General features: G+C 69.1%; 13 protein-coding genes. 8 read left to right on the top strand and 5 right to left on the bottom strand.

What is annotated here, in order from left to right:
- Position 1 precedes the first annotated feature (1 nt).
- The 3 genes from trpD to ACG00X_RS22775 all read left to right on the top strand — a co-directional run bounded on the left by trpD (position 2) and on the right by ACG00X_RS22775 (position 2,712).
- Complete coding sequence (gene trpD, locus ACG00X_RS22785; RefSeq protein ID WP_394491907.1) at positions 2–1,039, top strand: anthranilate phosphoribosyltransferase; 1,038 nt, start codon at positions 2–4, stop codon at positions 1,037–1,039.
- Positions 1,040–1,225: 186 nt separating this feature from the next.
- A complete protein-coding gene (gene trpC / locus ACG00X_RS22780) occupies positions 1,226–2,017 on the top strand; it encodes an indole-3-glycerol phosphate synthase TrpC (RefSeq protein WP_394491904.1) in 792 nt (263 codons plus the stop codon).
- Positions 2,014–2,712: a uracil-DNA glycosylase gene (locus ACG00X_RS22775; protein ID WP_394491902.1), complete on the top strand. Its 699-nt coding sequence runs from the start codon at positions 2,014–2,016 to the stop codon at positions 2,710–2,712. The genes trpC and ACG00X_RS22775 overlap by 4 nt, the downstream gene beginning before the upstream one ends.
- On the opposite strand, the gene ACG00X_RS22770 is transcribed toward ACG00X_RS22775, so the two are convergent.
- Positions 2,700–3,467 carry a ubiquinone/menaquinone biosynthesis methyltransferase gene (locus ACG00X_RS22770; protein WP_394491900.1) on the bottom strand — a complete coding sequence of 256 codons (768 nt, stop codon included), beginning with the start codon at positions 3,465–3,467 and terminating at the stop codon, positions 2,700–2,702. The two genes, ACG00X_RS22775 and ACG00X_RS22770, sit on opposite strands and share 13 nt — an antisense overlap.
- Before the next feature lie 146 nt (positions 3,468–3,613).
- Between ACG00X_RS22770 and ACG00X_RS22765 the strand changes: the two genes are divergently transcribed.
- Positions 3,614–3,772, top strand: coding sequence for a hypothetical protein (locus ACG00X_RS22765; RefSeq protein WP_394491898.1), 159 nt, complete (start codon positions 3,614–3,616; stop codon positions 3,770–3,772).
- Positions 3,773–3,785: 13 nt separating this feature from the next.
- On the opposite strand, the gene ACG00X_RS22760 is transcribed toward ACG00X_RS22765, so the two are convergent.
- Positions 3,786–4,721 (bottom strand): LysR family transcriptional regulator, encoded by a 936-nt coding sequence (locus ACG00X_RS22760; RefSeq protein WP_394491896.1) that lies wholly within the window; start codon positions 4,719–4,721, stop codon positions 3,786–3,788.
- 126 nt (positions 4,722–4,847) lie between these two features.
- On the opposite strand from ACG00X_RS22760, the gene ACG00X_RS22755 reads away from it, so the two are divergent.
- The 4 genes from ACG00X_RS22755 to ACG00X_RS22740 all read left to right on the top strand — a co-directional run bounded on the left by ACG00X_RS22755 (position 4,848) and on the right by ACG00X_RS22740 (position 11,636).
- The gene (locus ACG00X_RS22755; RefSeq protein ID WP_394491894.1) at positions 4,848–5,633 is read left to right on the top strand and encodes an alpha/beta hydrolase fold domain-containing protein; all 786 of its coding nucleotides are present in this window, start codon (positions 4,848–4,850) and stop codon (positions 5,631–5,633) included.
- A 40-nt stretch (positions 5,634–5,673) separates the two neighbouring features.
- Positions 5,674–6,885, top strand: coding sequence for an efflux RND transporter periplasmic adaptor subunit (locus tag ACG00X_RS22750; RefSeq protein WP_394491892.1), 1,212 nt, complete (start codon positions 5,674–5,676; stop codon positions 6,883–6,885).
- Between the two features lie 120 nt (positions 6,886–7,005).
- Positions 7,006–10,239, top strand: a complete 3,234-nt coding sequence (locus ACG00X_RS22745) for an efflux RND transporter permease subunit (RefSeq protein WP_394491890.1) — start codon at positions 7,006–7,008, stop codon at positions 10,237–10,239.
- A gap of 2 nt (positions 10,240–10,241) precedes the next feature.
- Positions 10,242–11,636 carry an efflux transporter outer membrane subunit gene (locus ACG00X_RS22740; RefSeq protein WP_394491888.1) on the top strand — a complete coding sequence of 465 codons (1,395 nt, stop codon included), beginning with the start codon at positions 10,242–10,244 and terminating at the stop codon, positions 11,634–11,636.
- Positions 11,637–11,688: 52 nt separating this feature from the next.
- On the opposite strand, the gene ACG00X_RS22735 is transcribed toward ACG00X_RS22740, so the two are convergent.
- The 3 genes from ACG00X_RS22735 to ACG00X_RS22725 all read right to left on the bottom strand — a co-directional run bounded on the left by ACG00X_RS22735 (position 11,689) and on the right by ACG00X_RS22725 (position 13,922).
- Entirely contained in the window at positions 11,689–12,909 is a 1,221-nt protein-coding gene (locus tag ACG00X_RS22735; protein ID WP_394491886.1) for a glycoside hydrolase family 19 protein, read from the bottom strand.
- Entirely contained in the window at positions 12,906–13,559 is a 654-nt protein-coding gene (locus ACG00X_RS22730; RefSeq protein WP_394491884.1) for a hypothetical protein, read from the bottom strand. Before ACG00X_RS22730 ends, ACG00X_RS22735 begins: the two co-directional genes overlap by 4 nt.
- Positions 13,560–13,718: 159 nt before the next feature.
- A complete protein-coding gene (locus ACG00X_RS22725) occupies positions 13,719–13,922 on the bottom strand; it encodes a hypothetical protein (protein WP_394491882.1) in 204 nt (67 codons plus the stop codon).
- Positions 13,923–14,318 lie beyond the last annotated feature (396 nt).

The raw sequence follows: 14,318 nt of genomic DNA, 5'->3' as shown, positions 1-14,318 counted from the left end.
CATGCCGATCACCGACACCGAAGCCCTGACCCGCGTCATCGAGCATCGCGAGATCTTCCACGACGAGATGCTGACGCTGATGCGCCGCATCATGGCCGGCGAGATGTCGCCCGTCATCGCCGCCGCGCTGCTGACCGGCCTGCGCGTGAAGAAGGAAACCATCGGCGAGATCACCGCCGCCGCGCAGGTGATGCGCGAACTCTCCAACAAGGTGCCGCTGGCGCCGCAGCCCCATCTCGTCGATGTGGTCGGCACCGGCGGCGACGGCGCGCACAGCTTCAACATCTCGACCTGCTCGATGTTCGTGGCCGCGGCGGCCGGCGCGCAGGTGGCCAAGCACGGCAACCGCAGCGTGAGCAGCAAGACCGGCAGTGCCGACGTGCTGGAAGCGCTGGGCGCCAACATCCAGCTGACGCCGCGCCAGGTGGCCGCCTCGGTCGCCGAGTGCGACATCGGCTTCATGTTCGCGCCCAACCACCACCCCGCGATGAAGAACATCGCGCCGGTGCGCAAGGAGCTGGGCGTGCGCACCATCTTCAACATCCTGGGCCCGCTGACCAACCCGGCCGGCGCGCCCAACATCCTGATGGGCGTGTTCCACCCCGACCTCGTCGGCATCCAGGTGCGCGTGCTGCAACGCCTGGGCGCCGAGCACGCGCTGGTGGTCTACGGCAAGGACGGCATGGACGAGATCTCCCTGGGCGCGACGACGCTGGTGGGCGAACTCAAGGACGGCGCCGTGCGTGAGTACGAGATCCATCCCGAAGACTTCGGCTTCCAGATGGCCAGCAACCGCAGCCTAAAGGTCGAAGGCCCCGAGCAGTCGCGCCAGATGCTGCTGGGCGTGCTGGACGGGCACAGCGGCCCGGCGCGCGACATCGTGCTGCTGAACGCCGGCGCCACGCTGTACGCGGCCAACGTCGCCGCCAGCATCGCCGACGGCGTGGGCCGCGCCCGCGCGGCGCTGGACAGCGGCGCCGCACGCGCCAAGCTGGACAGCTTCGTCAAGGTGACGCAAGACCTCGGGAGCAAGGCATGAGCGGCTTCTGCAGGAAGACGCGGCGGGCCGAGCGCCGGGCCGCCCCCAAGCCGGCCCGCATCCCCTCGGGGGCTGAGGCCGGACACGGCAAGTCCTGTGGACTTGCTGTGCCTGCAGAAGGGCTGCAGCTGTCGCTGCTGCGCGGCCTGCAAGGCCGAAAGGTGTACTCACCGAACGAGGGGCACCATGTCTGACATCCTCAACCGCATCGTCGAGGTCAAGTGGGAAGAGGTCGCGGCGGCCAAGGCGAAGCGCTCGCTGGCCTCGCTGCGTGACGAGGCCGAGGCCCGTCGCGGCGAGCAGCTGGACTTCGAGCGCTCGCTGCGCGCCAGCATCGCGGCCGGGCGCGCGGCCGTCATCGCCGAGATCAAGAAGGCCAGCCCCAGCAAAGGCGTCATCCGCGAGAACTTCAACCCGGCGCAGATCGCCGAGAGCTATGCGCGCAACGGGGCTGCCTGCCTGTCCGTGCTGACCGACGAACGCTTCTTCCAGGGCTCCGTCGCCTACCTGCGCCAGGCGCGCACCGCCTGCGAACTGCCGGTGCTGCGCAAGGACTTCATGGTCGACGAATACCAGGTCATGGAAGCCGGCGCGATGGGCGCCGACTGCATCCTGCTGATCGCCGCCTGCCTGGCCGACTCGCAGATGGCCGACCTCGAAGCCGCCGCCCACGCCATCGGGCTGGACGTGCTGGTGGAAGTGCACGACGGCGACGAACTGGACCGCGCGCTGACGCTGAAGACGCCGCTGCTGGGCATCAACAACCGCAACCTGCGCACCTTCGACGTGACGCTGGACACCACGCTCGCCCTGCTGCCCCGCGTGCCGGCGGACCGGCTGCTGGTGACCGAGAGCGGCATCCTCGGCGCGGCCGACGTGAAGCGCATGCGCGACGCCAACGTGCACGCCTTCCTCGTCGGCGAGACGTTCATGCGCGCGCCGGACCCTGGCGCCGCGCTGGCGACGCTGTTCGGATGAACTTCCCGCTGAATCTGCCGGACACCGACTGGCGCCCCGTCGTCGACGCCTGGGCCGCCTCGCCCGTCGGGCAGAAGCTGCTGGCCTACCTGGCCGAGCGCCACGCCGCCGGCGCCACGATCTACCCGCCGGAGCCGCTGCGCGCGCTCACACTCACGCCGCTGTCCCAGACCCGCGTCGTCATCCTGGGGCAGGACCCATACCACGGCCCCGGCCAGGCCGAGGGCCTGTCCTTCAGCGTGCCCGAAGGCGTGCCCCTGCCGCCCAGCCTGCGCAACATCTTCAAGGAGATCCAGCGCGACCTCGGCAAGCCTTTTCCGCCCAACGGCAGCCTGGTGCGCTGGGCCGAGGGCGGCACGCTGCTGCTGAACGCCGTGCTGACCGTCGAGGACGGCCAGGCCGCAAGCCACGCGGGCCAAGGCTGGGAAGCGCTGACGGACGCCCTCATCCGGGCGGCCGCCGAGGACCCGGCGCCCAAGGTCTTCATGCTGTGGGGCAACTACGCCCAGGCCAAGGCGCCGCTGATCGAGGCGGCGCGCAACGACCACCTCGTGCTCAAGGCCAACCACCCGTCACCACTGTCGGCCCTGAAGCCGCCGCGCCCCTTCATCGGCTGCGGGCACTTCTCGACAGCCAAGGCCTGGCTGGAAGAACGTGGGCGGGGACGGCCGGCAGCCAAGGTTCAGCCGGACTGAGAGGCAGCGGTGGCCGGTGGCTTGCGCGCCGTATGGATGGCCACAATGCCCAGGGACAAACGCTCGAAGCTCACGTCTTCGAAGCCGCAGCGTGTCAGCTCCTGCGCCAGCCCCTCTGCATCGGGAAAGTCGCGAATGCCATTGAGCAGGTAGCGGTAGGCAGATGCGTCACCTCGGGTGGCAAGCCAGCCGAGCACAGGCATGCACACCGACATATAGGCAAGGTAGACCCGGTGTAGCGGCGCCCAGCGGATTCGAGAGGCTTCCAGCACGATGAATCGTCCCCCCGGGCGGAGTACCCGCCAAGCCTCCTGCATGGCAAGCGTCCGATCGCAGATCTTCAAGGCCAATGAAATGGCGTAAGCATCGACGCTGCCACTGGCGATGGATGGCATGCGTTCGGCGTCCAGCTGCCGCAGCTGGACAACTTCTGGGTACCGCGCCAGCCGACGCTCCGCGATGGCCAGCATTTTCAAGCTGATATCCGAGGCAACAATGGAACGCCCTTGCTCGGCGACGTCTGGCAACACGCGCAGGATGATGTCGCCCGTGCCGGTGGCGCCGTCCAGCAACGTGGTCCAGCGCTCACGTGCGATGACCCGCGCAACACGGCGCTTCCACAGCCGGTGTATGCCCAGGCTGAACAAGTCACAGAGTAGGTCGTAGCGGTCGGCGACACGGCCAAACACGTCGTCTTGCTGCCAAGCGAAGTCCGCCGCGTTGTGGCCGGCAGGCTCGGTTTTTGTTCGCCCCATGTAAACGCTCCCTGTCCACGATTGTTGCGCCAGCCGCAACTCGCCGTTCTATTCCACCGGCTTTTTCCCGGGGCGCTCAATTCATACAGTGAGAACCCATCGGCAGCCCCATTCCAACAAGAGGTTGCCGCCACAGGAGAGTCACCATGAACAACAACACCCGCTCCCTTTTCACGCTGATCACCGCCGCGACCGCCGTCACGGCGCTGGCGGCCGGCATGCTGCTGGCCATCAACGCGCCGGCCGTGGCCACCAACGACCTCGGTCAGGCCGTGTCCGGCGCGGCCAGCAACGCCCAGGCCTGAACGCCCGCCGCGTTCAGTCGGCCGTGCAGCGCATCTTCAGCCCGCCCAGCGCTTCGCGGCCGATCAGTTCGACGACCCAGTCGACGAACACCCTCAGCTTGCTGCTGAGGTGTCGATTGGGCGGGTAGACCACATACACCGGCACCGGCTCGGCATCCCAGTCCTCCAGGATGCGCACCAGCGCGCCGCTCTTGAGCAGCGGCGCCGCCATGAAGCAGGTCACCTGCACGACCCCCAGGTGGGCCAGCCCCGCATTGAGGTAGGCGTTCGCATCGTTGACCGCGATGGCGTGGTTGCCCACGATCTCCACCGTCTCCTCGCCACGCTTGAAGGTGTCTGACAACACCTTGCCCGAGCGCGCCGAGAAGTAGCCCACCATGCGGTGCGGCGCCTCGCCCAGCTCGCGCGGGTGCGCGGGCGTGCCGTGCCGGCGCAGGTAGTCGGGCGTGGCGCAAGTGATGAAGCGGAACTCCGCAATGCGCCGGGCCACCAGGCTCTGGTCGGTCAGTTCCCCGCCGCGGATCACGCAGTCGATGTTGTCGCTGACCAGATCGACGGTGCGGTCGCTGACGCCCAGCTCGATCTGGATGTCGGGGTACTTCGCATAGAAGTCCGGCAGGTGCGGAATGATCATCTCGCGCCCCACGACGCCCGGCACATCGACACGGATGCGGCCCCGCGGCGTGACGCGCGCCTGGTTCATGCTGCCTTCGAGCTCCTCCAGGTCGGACAGCAGCCGCATGGCGCGCTCGTAGTACGCGGCGCCGTCGGGCGTGACCGTGACGCGGCGCGTCGTGCGGTTCAGCAACTTGGTGCGCAGATGGGTTTCCAGCGTCTGGATCAGGCGCGTGACGGTGGCCTTGGGCAGATCCAGGGAGTCGGCGGCCTTCGTGAACGTGCCCGCTTCGACAACGCGGACATAGGCTTGCATCGCGGTGAGACGGTCCATCGGCGGGATTCGGGCTGGCTAAGCCCCCAAGAACGGCAGGGAAGTTCAGATTGTTCCACGCCAAGGAAAAGTGAGTCGTCCTGGCGCCCGTTTATCCCTAGGCCGTCAATCTCTATCTTTCGGCCCATGGACAAGATCGCCCTCCCTGCCACCTTGCGCCTGGGCCCGGCCCCGGGCCTGGTGGCCCATGTCTACGCTGCCCGGCGCCCGCTGGACGGCGACACCCGTGCGCTGCTGCTGTGGATGCACGGCGGCACCTTCACCGACGGCTCGATCGACGCGACGCGCCGGCGCAGCGAACTGCTGGCCGAGGCCGGCGCCGACGTCGTCGCGCTGGACTACCCGCTGGCCCCCGAGCACCCGTTCCCCGCCGGCCTGACGGCGGCGTTCAGCGCGCTGCAGGCCATCGCCGCCAAGCCGTCCAAGCTGACGGGCTCGACGCACACCGTGCTGTTCGTCGGCGGCGAGGAGGCCGGCGGCAACATCGCCGCCGCGCTGGCGCTGATGGCCCGCGACCAGCGCGCGCCGGCCCTGGCCGGCCAGTTGCTCGTGTCGCCCATGCTCGACCCGCAACTCGGCAGCGCGTCCATGCGCGACGGCGAATGCGGCGGCGTGGAGTGCATCTACGCCAAGGGCTGGAAGGCCTACCTGGGTGACTGCATCCGCGCCGACCACCCCTACGCCACGCCGCTGAACGCCAGCCGGCTCGCCGGGCTGGCGCCAGCGCTGGTGCTCAGCGTGGCCGGCCACCCGCTGAACGACGAATCGCACCGCTATGCCGCCACGCTGCGCGAGCACGGCGGCGCCGCGCGCGACCTGACGCTGCCCGACCTGGAGGCCGCCGCCGTCGTCAACCCCATCCACGAATTCCTGCGTGACGCCGCCCGCCGGGCGCTGTCGCTGCCCGACTGAATCCCGCCCATCCCGCCCGCACCCTCGGAGAGCCCTAGAAATGAAGCCCATCCCTCAACTCAATCGCCGCGCCGGCCTCATCGCCGGCGCCGCCGCCCTGGTCTTGCTCGGTGCCGTCGGCGCCGGCCACCTGGCTGGCACCGCCCAGGCCGACCCGGCCCCCACCGCACCGCCGGCCACGCCGGTGTCCGTCGCCCAGGTCGTCGCGCAGGACGTGGCCGCCTGGAACGAGTTCTCCGGCCGGCTGGAGGCCGTGGACCGTGTCGACGTGCGGGCCCGCGTGTCGGGCGCCGTGCAGGCCGTGCACTTCCGCGAGGGCAGCCTCGTGAAGGCCGGCGAACTGCTCGTCACCATCGACCCCGCGCCCTACCAGGCCGACGTGGCCCGGGCCGAAGCCCAGGTGACGGCGGCGCAGGCACGCGTCGCCTTCACGCAGAGCGAGGCCCAACGGGCCAAGGCGCTGCTGGACGAGCGTGCCGTGGCGCGCCGCGACTTCGACGAGCGTGACAACGCTGCCCGCGAGGCCGCCGCCAACCTGCGCGCCGCGCAGGCCGCACTGCAGTCGGCCCAGCTCAACCTGGGCTACACACAGGTGCGCGCCCCGGTGGCCGGCCGCGTCGGCAAGATCGAGGTGACCACCGGCAACCTCGTGGCGGCCGGTGCCGGCGCGCCGGTGCTGACGACGCTGGTGTCGGTGAGCCCCATCTACGCCAGCTTCGACGCCGACGAGAAGGTCGTCCGCGACGCGCTGTCCAGCCTGCCCGACGGCGGCGCCAACCGCCGCGACCTGTCGCGCATCCCGGTCGAGATGAGCGCCGGTGTCGGCGCGCAGACCGGCCGGCTGCAACTGGTGGACAACCAGGTCGACGCCCGCAGCGGCACGCTGCGCGTGCGCGCCGTGTTCGACAACAAGGACGGCCAGCTGATCCCGGGTCAATTCGCGAAGCTGCGCATGGGCCAGGCCCGCAGCGAGCCGGCCCTGCTCATCAACGAGCGCGCCGTCGGCACCGACCAGGACAAGCGTTACGTCATCGTCGTCGGCGCAGGCAACCAGGCCGAGTGGCGCAACGTGACGCTCGGCGCCAACGTGAACGGCTTGCGCGTCGTCACCTCGGGCCTGAAGGCCGGCGAGCGCGTCGTCGTCGGCGGCGTGCAGCGCGTGCGGCCCGGCTCGCTGCTGGCGCCCAAGGACGTGGCGATGAACGCCAAGCCCGAGCTGGCAGCCCAGCAATCCGCGGCCAAGACCTCGTGATCCCTCTCCTGATCTAAGAAGCCCAAACCCCACCCGCGAGCGCTGTCTGCGGGCCGGTCCAGCCGGCCTGCGGGGGGCGTGCTGTCGCCGAAAAACAGCACCGCTCGCGCAGGAGCACCCATGAATCTTTCCAAATTCTTCATCGACCGCCCGATCTTCGCGGGCGTGCTGTCGCTGCTGATCTTCATCGGCGGCCTGCTGTCGATCCGTGCGCTGCCGATCTCGGAGTACCCCGATGTCGTGCCGCCGTCGGTCGTCGTCCGCGCCCAGTACCCGGGCGCCAACCCCAAGGTCATTGCCGAGACGGTGGCCACGCCGCTCGAAGAAGCCATCAACGGCGTCGAGAACATGCTCTACATGAGCAGCCAGGCCACGACGGATGGCCTGATGACGCTGACCGTCAGCTTCAAGCTCGGCACCGACCCCGACAAGGCCCAGCAGATGGTGCAGAACCGCGTCTCGCAGGCCGAGGCGCGGCTGCCCGAGGAGGTCAAGCGCCTGGGCGTGACGACCGTCAAGAGCAGCCCCGACCTGACCATGGTCGTGCACCTGACGTCGCCCAACGAGCGCTACGACATGACCTATCTGCGCAACTACGCGGTGCTGAACGTGAAGGACCGCCTCGCGCGCATCCCCGGCGTGGGGCAGGTGCAGCTGTTCGGCTCGGGCGACTACTCCATGCGCATCTGGCTGGACCCGCAGAAGGTCGCCGAGCACGGCCTGTCGGCCAGCGACGTGGTGGCCGCCATCCGCAGCCAGAACGTGCAGGCCGCAGCCGGCGTGGTGGGCGCGTCGCCCGGACTGCAGGGCATCGACCTGCAGCTGTCGGTCAACGCCCAGGGCCGCCTGCAGACGGTCGAGGAGTTCGGCGACATCATCGTGAAGACCGGCGCGAACGGCGCCGTCACGCGGCTGCGTGACCTCGGCCGGCTGGAGCTGGGCGCGAGCGAGTACGCGCTGCGCTCGCTGCTGGACAACAAGCCCGCCGTGGCCGTGCCGGTGTTCCAGGCACCGGGCGGCAACGCGCTGGACATCTCCGCCAACGTGCGCGCCACGATGGCCGAGCTGAAGGCCGCCATGCCCGAGGGTGTGGACTACACCATCGTCTACGACCCGACGCAGTTCGTGCGCGCGTCCATCGAGTCCGTCATCCATACGCTGCTGGAAGCCGTGGCGCTGGTGGTGCTGGTGGTCATCCTGTTCCTGCAGACCTGGCGCGCGTCCATCATCCCGCTGCTGGCCGTGCCGGTGTCCATCATCGGCACGTTCGCGGTGATGCATGTCTTCGGCTTCTCCATCAACGCCTTGAGCCTGTTCGGCCTGGTGCTGGCCATCGGCATCGTCGTGGACGACGCCATCGTCGTGGTGGAGAACGTGGAGCGCAACATCGCGAACGGCCTGTCCCCGCGTGACGCGACCTACCAGGCCATGCGCGAGGTGTCCGGCCCCATCATCGCCATCGCGCTGACGCTGATCTCGGTGTTCGTGCCGCTGGCCTTCATCACCGGCCTGACCGGCCAGTTCTACAAGCAGTTCGCGCTGACCATCGCCATCTCGACGGTGATCTCGGCCGTCAACTCGCTGACGCTGTCGCCCGCGCTGGCCGCCATGCTGCTGAAGGACCACCACGCCCCCAAGGACGCGCTGACGCGCGGCATGGACCGCGTGCTGGGCGGCTTCTTCCACCACTTCAACCGCCTGTTCACGCGCAGCTCCGAGAAGTACGGCGGCGGCGTGAAGACGCTGATGTCGCGCAAGGCCGTGATGATGGTGCTCTACCTGGGCCTGGTGGCCGCCACGGCCGGCCTGTTCAAGGCCGTGCCCGGGGGCTTCGTGCCGGGGCAGGACAAGCAGTACCTGATCGGCTTCGCCCAGCTGCCCGACGGCGCCACGCTGGACCGCACCGAGGACGTCATCCGCCGCATGACCGACATCACGCTGAAGACGCCGGGTGTCGAGCACGCCGTGGCCTTCCCCGGCCTGTCGATCAACGGCTTCACGAACAGCGCCAGCTCCGGCATCGTGTTCGCGACGCTCAAGCCGTTTGACGAGCGCAAGTCCCCGGCGCTGTCGGCCGGCGCCATCGCCGGTTCGCTGAACGCGCAGTACGGCCAGATCGAGGACGCCTTCATCGTCATGTTCCCGCCGCCGCCCGTGCAGGGCCTGGGCACGACGGGCGGCTTCAAGCTGCAGCTGCAGGACCGCGGCGGCCTGGGCTACGAGGCGCTGGACGCGGCCACCAAGGCCTTCATGGCCAAGGCCATGCAGACACCCGAACTGGCCGGCCTGTTCTCGAGCTTCCAGGTCAACGTGCCGCAGCTGTTCGCCGACCTCGACCGCACCCGCGCCCGCCAGCTCGGCGTGGCCGTGACGGACGTGTTCGACACGATGCAGATCTACCTCGGCAGCCTGTACGTGAACGACTTCAACAAGTTCGGCCGCACGTACTCGGTCCGCGTGCAGGCGGACGCCCCCTTCCGCGCCCGCGCCGAGGACATCGGTGCGCTGAAGGTGCGTTCCGCCACCGGCGAGATGGTGCCGCTGTCGGCGCTGATGAAGGTCAACCCCAGCTTCGGCCCCGAGCGCGCGCTGCGCTACAACGGCTTCCTGTCCGCCGACATCAACGGCGGTGCCGCACCCGGCTTCTCGTCGGGCCAGGCGCAGGCTGCCGTGGAGCGCATCGCCGCCGAGACGCTGCCCCCGGGCATCGGCTACGAATGGACCGACCTGACCTACCAGGAGAAGATCGCCGGCAACTCGGCCGTCTGGGTGTTCCCGCTGGCTCTCCTGCTGGTGTTCCTGGTGCTGGCCGCGCAGTACGAAAGCCTGACGCTGCCCATCGCCATCCTGCTGATCGTGCCCATGGGCCTGCTGGCGGCGATGGCGGGGGTCTACCTCAGCCACGGCGACAACAACGTGTTCACGCAGATCGGCCTCATCGTGCTCGTGGGCCTGTCGGCCAAGAACGCCATCCTGATCGTCGAGTTCGCCCGCGAGCTGGAGTTCGCCGGCCGCTCACCCATCCAGGCGGCGCTGGAGGCGGCGCGGCTGCGGCTGCGGCCCATCCTGATGACGTCGATGGCCTTCGTCATGGGCGTGCTGCCGCTGGTGCTGTCCACCGGCGCCGGCGCCGAGATGCGCAAGGCCATGGGCGTGGCGGTGTTCGCCGGCATGATCGGCGTGACGCTGTTCGGCCTGTTCCTGACGCCCCTGTTCTACGTCATCGTGCGCCGCCTGACCGGCAACGCCCCGCTGCGCCACCACGGTGGCCAGGTGGCCACGCCCGCCGCACCCGCACCCCACGCGCAGCCCGCATCACCCGTGATCGAAGCGCTGCCGCAACGAGGCAAGTAATCATGAAGATTCAACTGACTTCGCTCTTCACCGCACTGCTGCTGGCCGGCTGCGCCTCGGTCGGCACCGTCGACCCGTCGCAGCTGCCGCAGGCCCCTGCGGCCTACAAGGCCACCGGGACAAACGACGCCGCCGCACTGACCGCCAGCTGGTGGCAACCTTTTGCCGACCCGGTGCTGGACGACCTCGTCGGCCGCGCGATGGCGGCGAACACAACCGTGCAGGCGGCAACCGCCCGGCTGGCACAGGCCCGCGCGGCGCTGGGAACGGCGCAGGCCGCCCGGCTGCCGCAGCTGGGCGCGTCGGCCGGCGCCGGCCGCTCGTCCACCCCGGGCCAGCTGGTGCCGCAGCCCGCCACGCAATACAGCGCCGGCCTCAACCTGGCCTACGAGCTGGACCTGGGCGGCCGCCTGCTGCACGAGCGCAACGCGGCCGCACTGGATGTGCAGGCCCGGGAGCAGCTGCTCGCCGATGCGCGGCTGCTGGTGCAGGCCAACGTGGCGCGCGGCTACCTCGCGCTGCGGGCGCTGGACACCGAACGCGACCTCGTGCGCGACACGGTGGCGGCCTACGGCGAAACGCTGTCCCTGACCGAGAAGCGCGCCCGCGCCGGTGACGTGGCCGACCTGGACCTGGCCCGCGTGCGCGCCGAGCTGGCCGCCAACGAGGCCGAGGCCCTGTCGCTGGACCGGCGGCGCATCGAGCTGGAGACGGCGCTGGCCGTCCTCGTCGGCGAGGCGCCGTCCGGGTTCAGCCTGAAGCCCACCACCTGGAGCACGGCGCTGCCCACCGTGCCGGCCGGCCTGCCCTCCGAGCTGCTGCAGCGCCGCCCCGACCTGGCCGCCGCACGCAGCCAGCTGGAGGCCGCGCAGGCCCGCGTGGGCGAGGCGCGCGCCGCCTGGTGGCCCAGCCTTCAGCTGACGGCCCAAGGGGGCGGCGTGTCCAACGAGCTGAGCAACCTGCTCAAGAGCGGCGCCAGCACCTGGGGCGTCGGCCTGCTGGGCGCGTTGCCGCTGTTCGACGGCGGCCGCCGCGAGGCCGGCGTCAACGCCGCGAAGGCGGCACTGGACGGCAGCACCATCGCGTTCCGCGAGCAGTTCCTGCTGGCGCTCAAGGACGTGGAGGACCAGCTCGGCGCACTGTCACTGCTGCAGGCCCAGGAGCAAGCCAGCGAGCGCGCCGTGGCCGCAGCCGGCCAGGCGCTGAAGCTGTCGGACTCCCGCTACCGCAATGGCTTCATCAGCCAGCTGGAACTGCTGGACGCCCGCCGCAGCGAGCTGGCCAACCGCCGCTCGGCGCTGCAGGTGCGCTCCGCGCAATACCAGGCGACGGTCGGGCTGATCCGCGCACTAGGCGGTGGCTGGAGCCCGGCGCCCGTGAGGGTGGCCGGCGCCTGAGCCGGGCGACGCTCAGCGCTGCGCCGGCGCACCGCCAGCCGGCCTCGGCCGATCAGACGCCGAGCAGTGCCTTGGCGCGCACCAGCAACCGGCGGCGATCGTCGATGCCGTTGAGGCCGCCGTTGACGCGCTTGGTCAACGTGGTCAGGTCGTCAGCATCGGCCCAGGTGTTCAAGTTGCGCTTGGCCCAGAACCAGCCGGCCACGTCCACGCACAGCTCGGCGTCCGTCTCGACCAGCTCGGGCTTGTCCAGCAGCTCGGCCTCGCGGCCGATGGCGCGGCCGTATTCGCCATAGTTGGCGCGGCCGGTGAGCTGGATGAGGCCGCGCCCCTTGAACTTGCGGCCGTCGCCCGGCTGCAGGTTGCCGAGGTCTGCCCGCCCCTGGTAAGCCTCGCCATTGGCGATCTCGGCACGGAACCGGAATTCGCCGGATTCGTGCCCCACCTGGGCCAGGAAGTGCGCCTGGCGCAGCGGCGTGTCGATGTGACGATTGGCCATGACCTGCCGAATGCGCGGAGAAAAGTCCGCCACGTCGCTGTCCTTGGCGCGCAGGTACAGCACGCTCAGCCAGGGCGGCTCCAACGCCGCGGGCAGCGACTCGCACAGGCTCAGCAGCGTTGCGCCGTTGGCGTCCACACGGCCATCGGGCGCACCCAGCCCCAGTGCGCTGCGCTGGAAGGCCATGATGGCGTCCAGAGTCTTCTGGCCAAAAGCGCCGTCCGCCTTCAGCGGACCGTCGGCGAGCGCCACCCGCCCCGCAGCCCCGCAGAGATTCAGCAGCTGCTGGACGGTCTCGACATCGTCCCGCGCGTTGCTGCACTGGGCGCCGACGGCCCCGGTCGTCAGGCCGCGCCCGCGCGAGCCGCTGCCCGCCGGCGCCTGTGCAGCGGCGGCCGCCACGGCGGCGGTCGACGTCGCCTCGCGTCGCTCGAAGTGCGGCGTGTCCTTGAACGTCGTCCAGTTGCCGCCCCAGCGATTGGCCGTGTCCAGGCTTTCCCAGTACTGCCCGATGGGGCGCAGCGTCTCCACATCGGAGATCAGCATCGGCCGGCCGTCGGGTGCATCGCGAAAGAAGTTCAGGTCGATGGCCAGGCGCTTGAGATGCTGGCTGGCCATGGTCGTGCTGCGGCCGTTCTTGACGTGCAGCGCCTGCTGCTCGGGCGTGCGGTAGAGCTCGCCCGCCGACGCCGAGAAGCCCAGCTCGCCGGCCTTCTTGACCAGCTCGCAGACATGCAACAGGAAGACCGATTGCTCGCGCACGAGGTCCGTCATGGCTTGGCCCCCTGGTCACCGTCCTGCTCGGCCATCATGGCCACGCTCTGCGCGCGAATCGCGTCACCGAGCTGACCGATCTTCTCGTCCTTGGCCTTGCTGCCCGCACTGGAGCCGAAGAAGTACTGGATGATCGCCGACAGCGACACGCCCAGCAGGAAGCCCAGCACCGTGTCGATGACACGCGAGGCGTCCTTGTTCTCTGCGGTGTATTGGTGAACGAACGCCGCCCAGAAGATGAAGATGAAGGTCAGCAGCGTCAGCACGCTGGCGTAGATGTAGATGAAACGACGCACCCACGGGTCGCTGCTGCCGATGGCCGCCTCCTGCATGTGCCGGGCACTGGCCCGATCGGCCGCGGCGATGCGCTCGTACTCCAGCTGGTTGGCGTCACTCTGCTGCCGGTAGGCCAGCAACTTGCCCTGGTACTCGAACTCGAACTGCTTGAGCTGCGACCACTGAGTCTCGGTCAGCTTGTTGTCGGCAACATCGTTGATGTCGATGCCCGTTTTTTCCTGGATGAGGTTGGCGATCTCGGACGTGCCCTTGTTGACGGCCCCCCGGAAGACGCCACTCAGCAGATCCAGTCCTTTCTGGGCCAGCTGCGGCGCGATCGCCGACACCGCCGCCGCGATCAATGGAATGGGCATCTGCTGCTCCCAGTCAAACAAGACCGGCGCAGCTTAGGCGGCCTGCCAGGGCCGCCACATCCTCTCGACTGACGATGGCCTCGCTGAAACCCCTAACTCGCCAGCGAGCCGCCATGTGGCGCCGCGAGAGCGCCGCAGTCGCGCCCTTGGACCTTGACGCTAGGGCAGCGTCTGGCAGCTGGGCTTGCAGATCACCTCGTTGCGCCCCAGCAGACGGATGGACTGCAGGCTGGCTGGCGAGCGGTGCTTGCCGCATTTGAAGCACGACCGGGTGTGCCCGCTGCCGAGGAAGGGCGATCCACCCACTTTCGACTGGTAGCGCAGGCCATCTTGGCTAACCGCGGTAACGGTGTCTTTGCTCATGCTTCGCACAGGTCAGGACGAAAGACCCATTGGGACACACGATTGATGACAGCACCACCAGACAAACACGGAGTCAGACGCCGAGGACAATGCAGCATTGCTTTCGACACCCCATGGCCAAGCTCTTCTTCCGTTATGCCGCGATTATTGGGGGCTCGGAAATTACATAGTTCTCCCAGCTGAGCCCATGAAGCAGCTCCACAAACTCTATACGCAGTGCGTACAGCAGTTTCCTAGGCATCCGGACACCGTGATTTCCATCACCTGAGTTAGAGCCGCTAACGAAACTTATCATCTGCCTCAGTTCAAGAACCGCTGAGGAAGATGGCAGTCAAGAAGGAAGTCAGCGCAGCACTGTGGTCGCGGATACAGCCGCTGTTGCCCGAGGTGCGGAAG

This window comes from Pelomonas nitida, assembly GCF_043555975.1.
In the GTDB taxonomy this organism is placed as follows: domain Bacteria; phylum Pseudomonadota; class Gammaproteobacteria; order Burkholderiales; family Burkholderiaceae_C; genus Pelomonas; species Pelomonas nitida.
Note: the sequence above shows the minus strand (reverse complement) of the source record. Positions and strands in the feature narration are given on the sequence as shown.

Bases quoted from the DNA above. Each gene is read 5' to 3' on its own strand.
- trpD (WP_394491907.1), top strand. From the start codon at position 2: ATGCCGATCACCGACACCGAAGCCCTGACCCGCGTCATCGAGCATCGC.
- trpC (WP_394491904.1), top strand. From the start codon at position 1,226: ATGTCTGACATCCTCAACCGCATCGTCGAGGTCAAGTGGGAAGAGGTC.
- ACG00X_RS22775 (WP_394491902.1), top strand. From the start codon at position 2,014: ATGAACTTCCCGCTGAATCTGCCGGACACCGACTGGCGCCCCGTCGTC.
- ACG00X_RS22770 (WP_394491900.1), bottom strand. From the start codon at position 3,467: ATGGGGCGAACAAAAACCGAGCCTGCCGGCCACAACGCGGCGGACTTC.
- ACG00X_RS22765 (WP_394491898.1), top strand. From the start codon at position 3,614: ATGAACAACAACACCCGCTCCCTTTTCACGCTGATCACCGCCGCGACC.
- ACG00X_RS22760 (WP_394491896.1), bottom strand. From the start codon at position 4,721: ATGGACCGTCTCACCGCGATGCAAGCCTATGTCCGCGTTGTCGAAGCG.
- ACG00X_RS22755 (WP_394491894.1), top strand. From the start codon at position 4,848: ATGGACAAGATCGCCCTCCCTGCCACCTTGCGCCTGGGCCCGGCCCCG.
- ACG00X_RS22750 (WP_394491892.1), top strand. From the start codon at position 5,674: ATGAAGCCCATCCCTCAACTCAATCGCCGCGCCGGCCTCATCGCCGGC.
- ACG00X_RS22745 (WP_394491890.1), top strand. From the start codon at position 7,006: ATGAATCTTTCCAAATTCTTCATCGACCGCCCGATCTTCGCGGGCGTG.
- ACG00X_RS22740 (WP_394491888.1), top strand. From the start codon at position 10,242: ATGAAGATTCAACTGACTTCGCTCTTCACCGCACTGCTGCTGGCCGGC.
- ACG00X_RS22735 (WP_394491886.1), bottom strand. From the start codon at position 12,909: ATGACGGACCTCGTGCGCGAGCAATCGGTCTTCCTGTTGCATGTCTGC.
- ACG00X_RS22730 (WP_394491884.1), bottom strand. From the start codon at position 13,559: ATGCCCATTCCATTGATCGCGGCGGCGGTGTCGGCGATCGCGCCGCAG.
- ACG00X_RS22725 (WP_394491882.1), bottom strand. From the start codon at position 13,922: ATGAGCAAAGACACCGTTACCGCGGTTAGCCAAGATGGCCTGCGCTAC.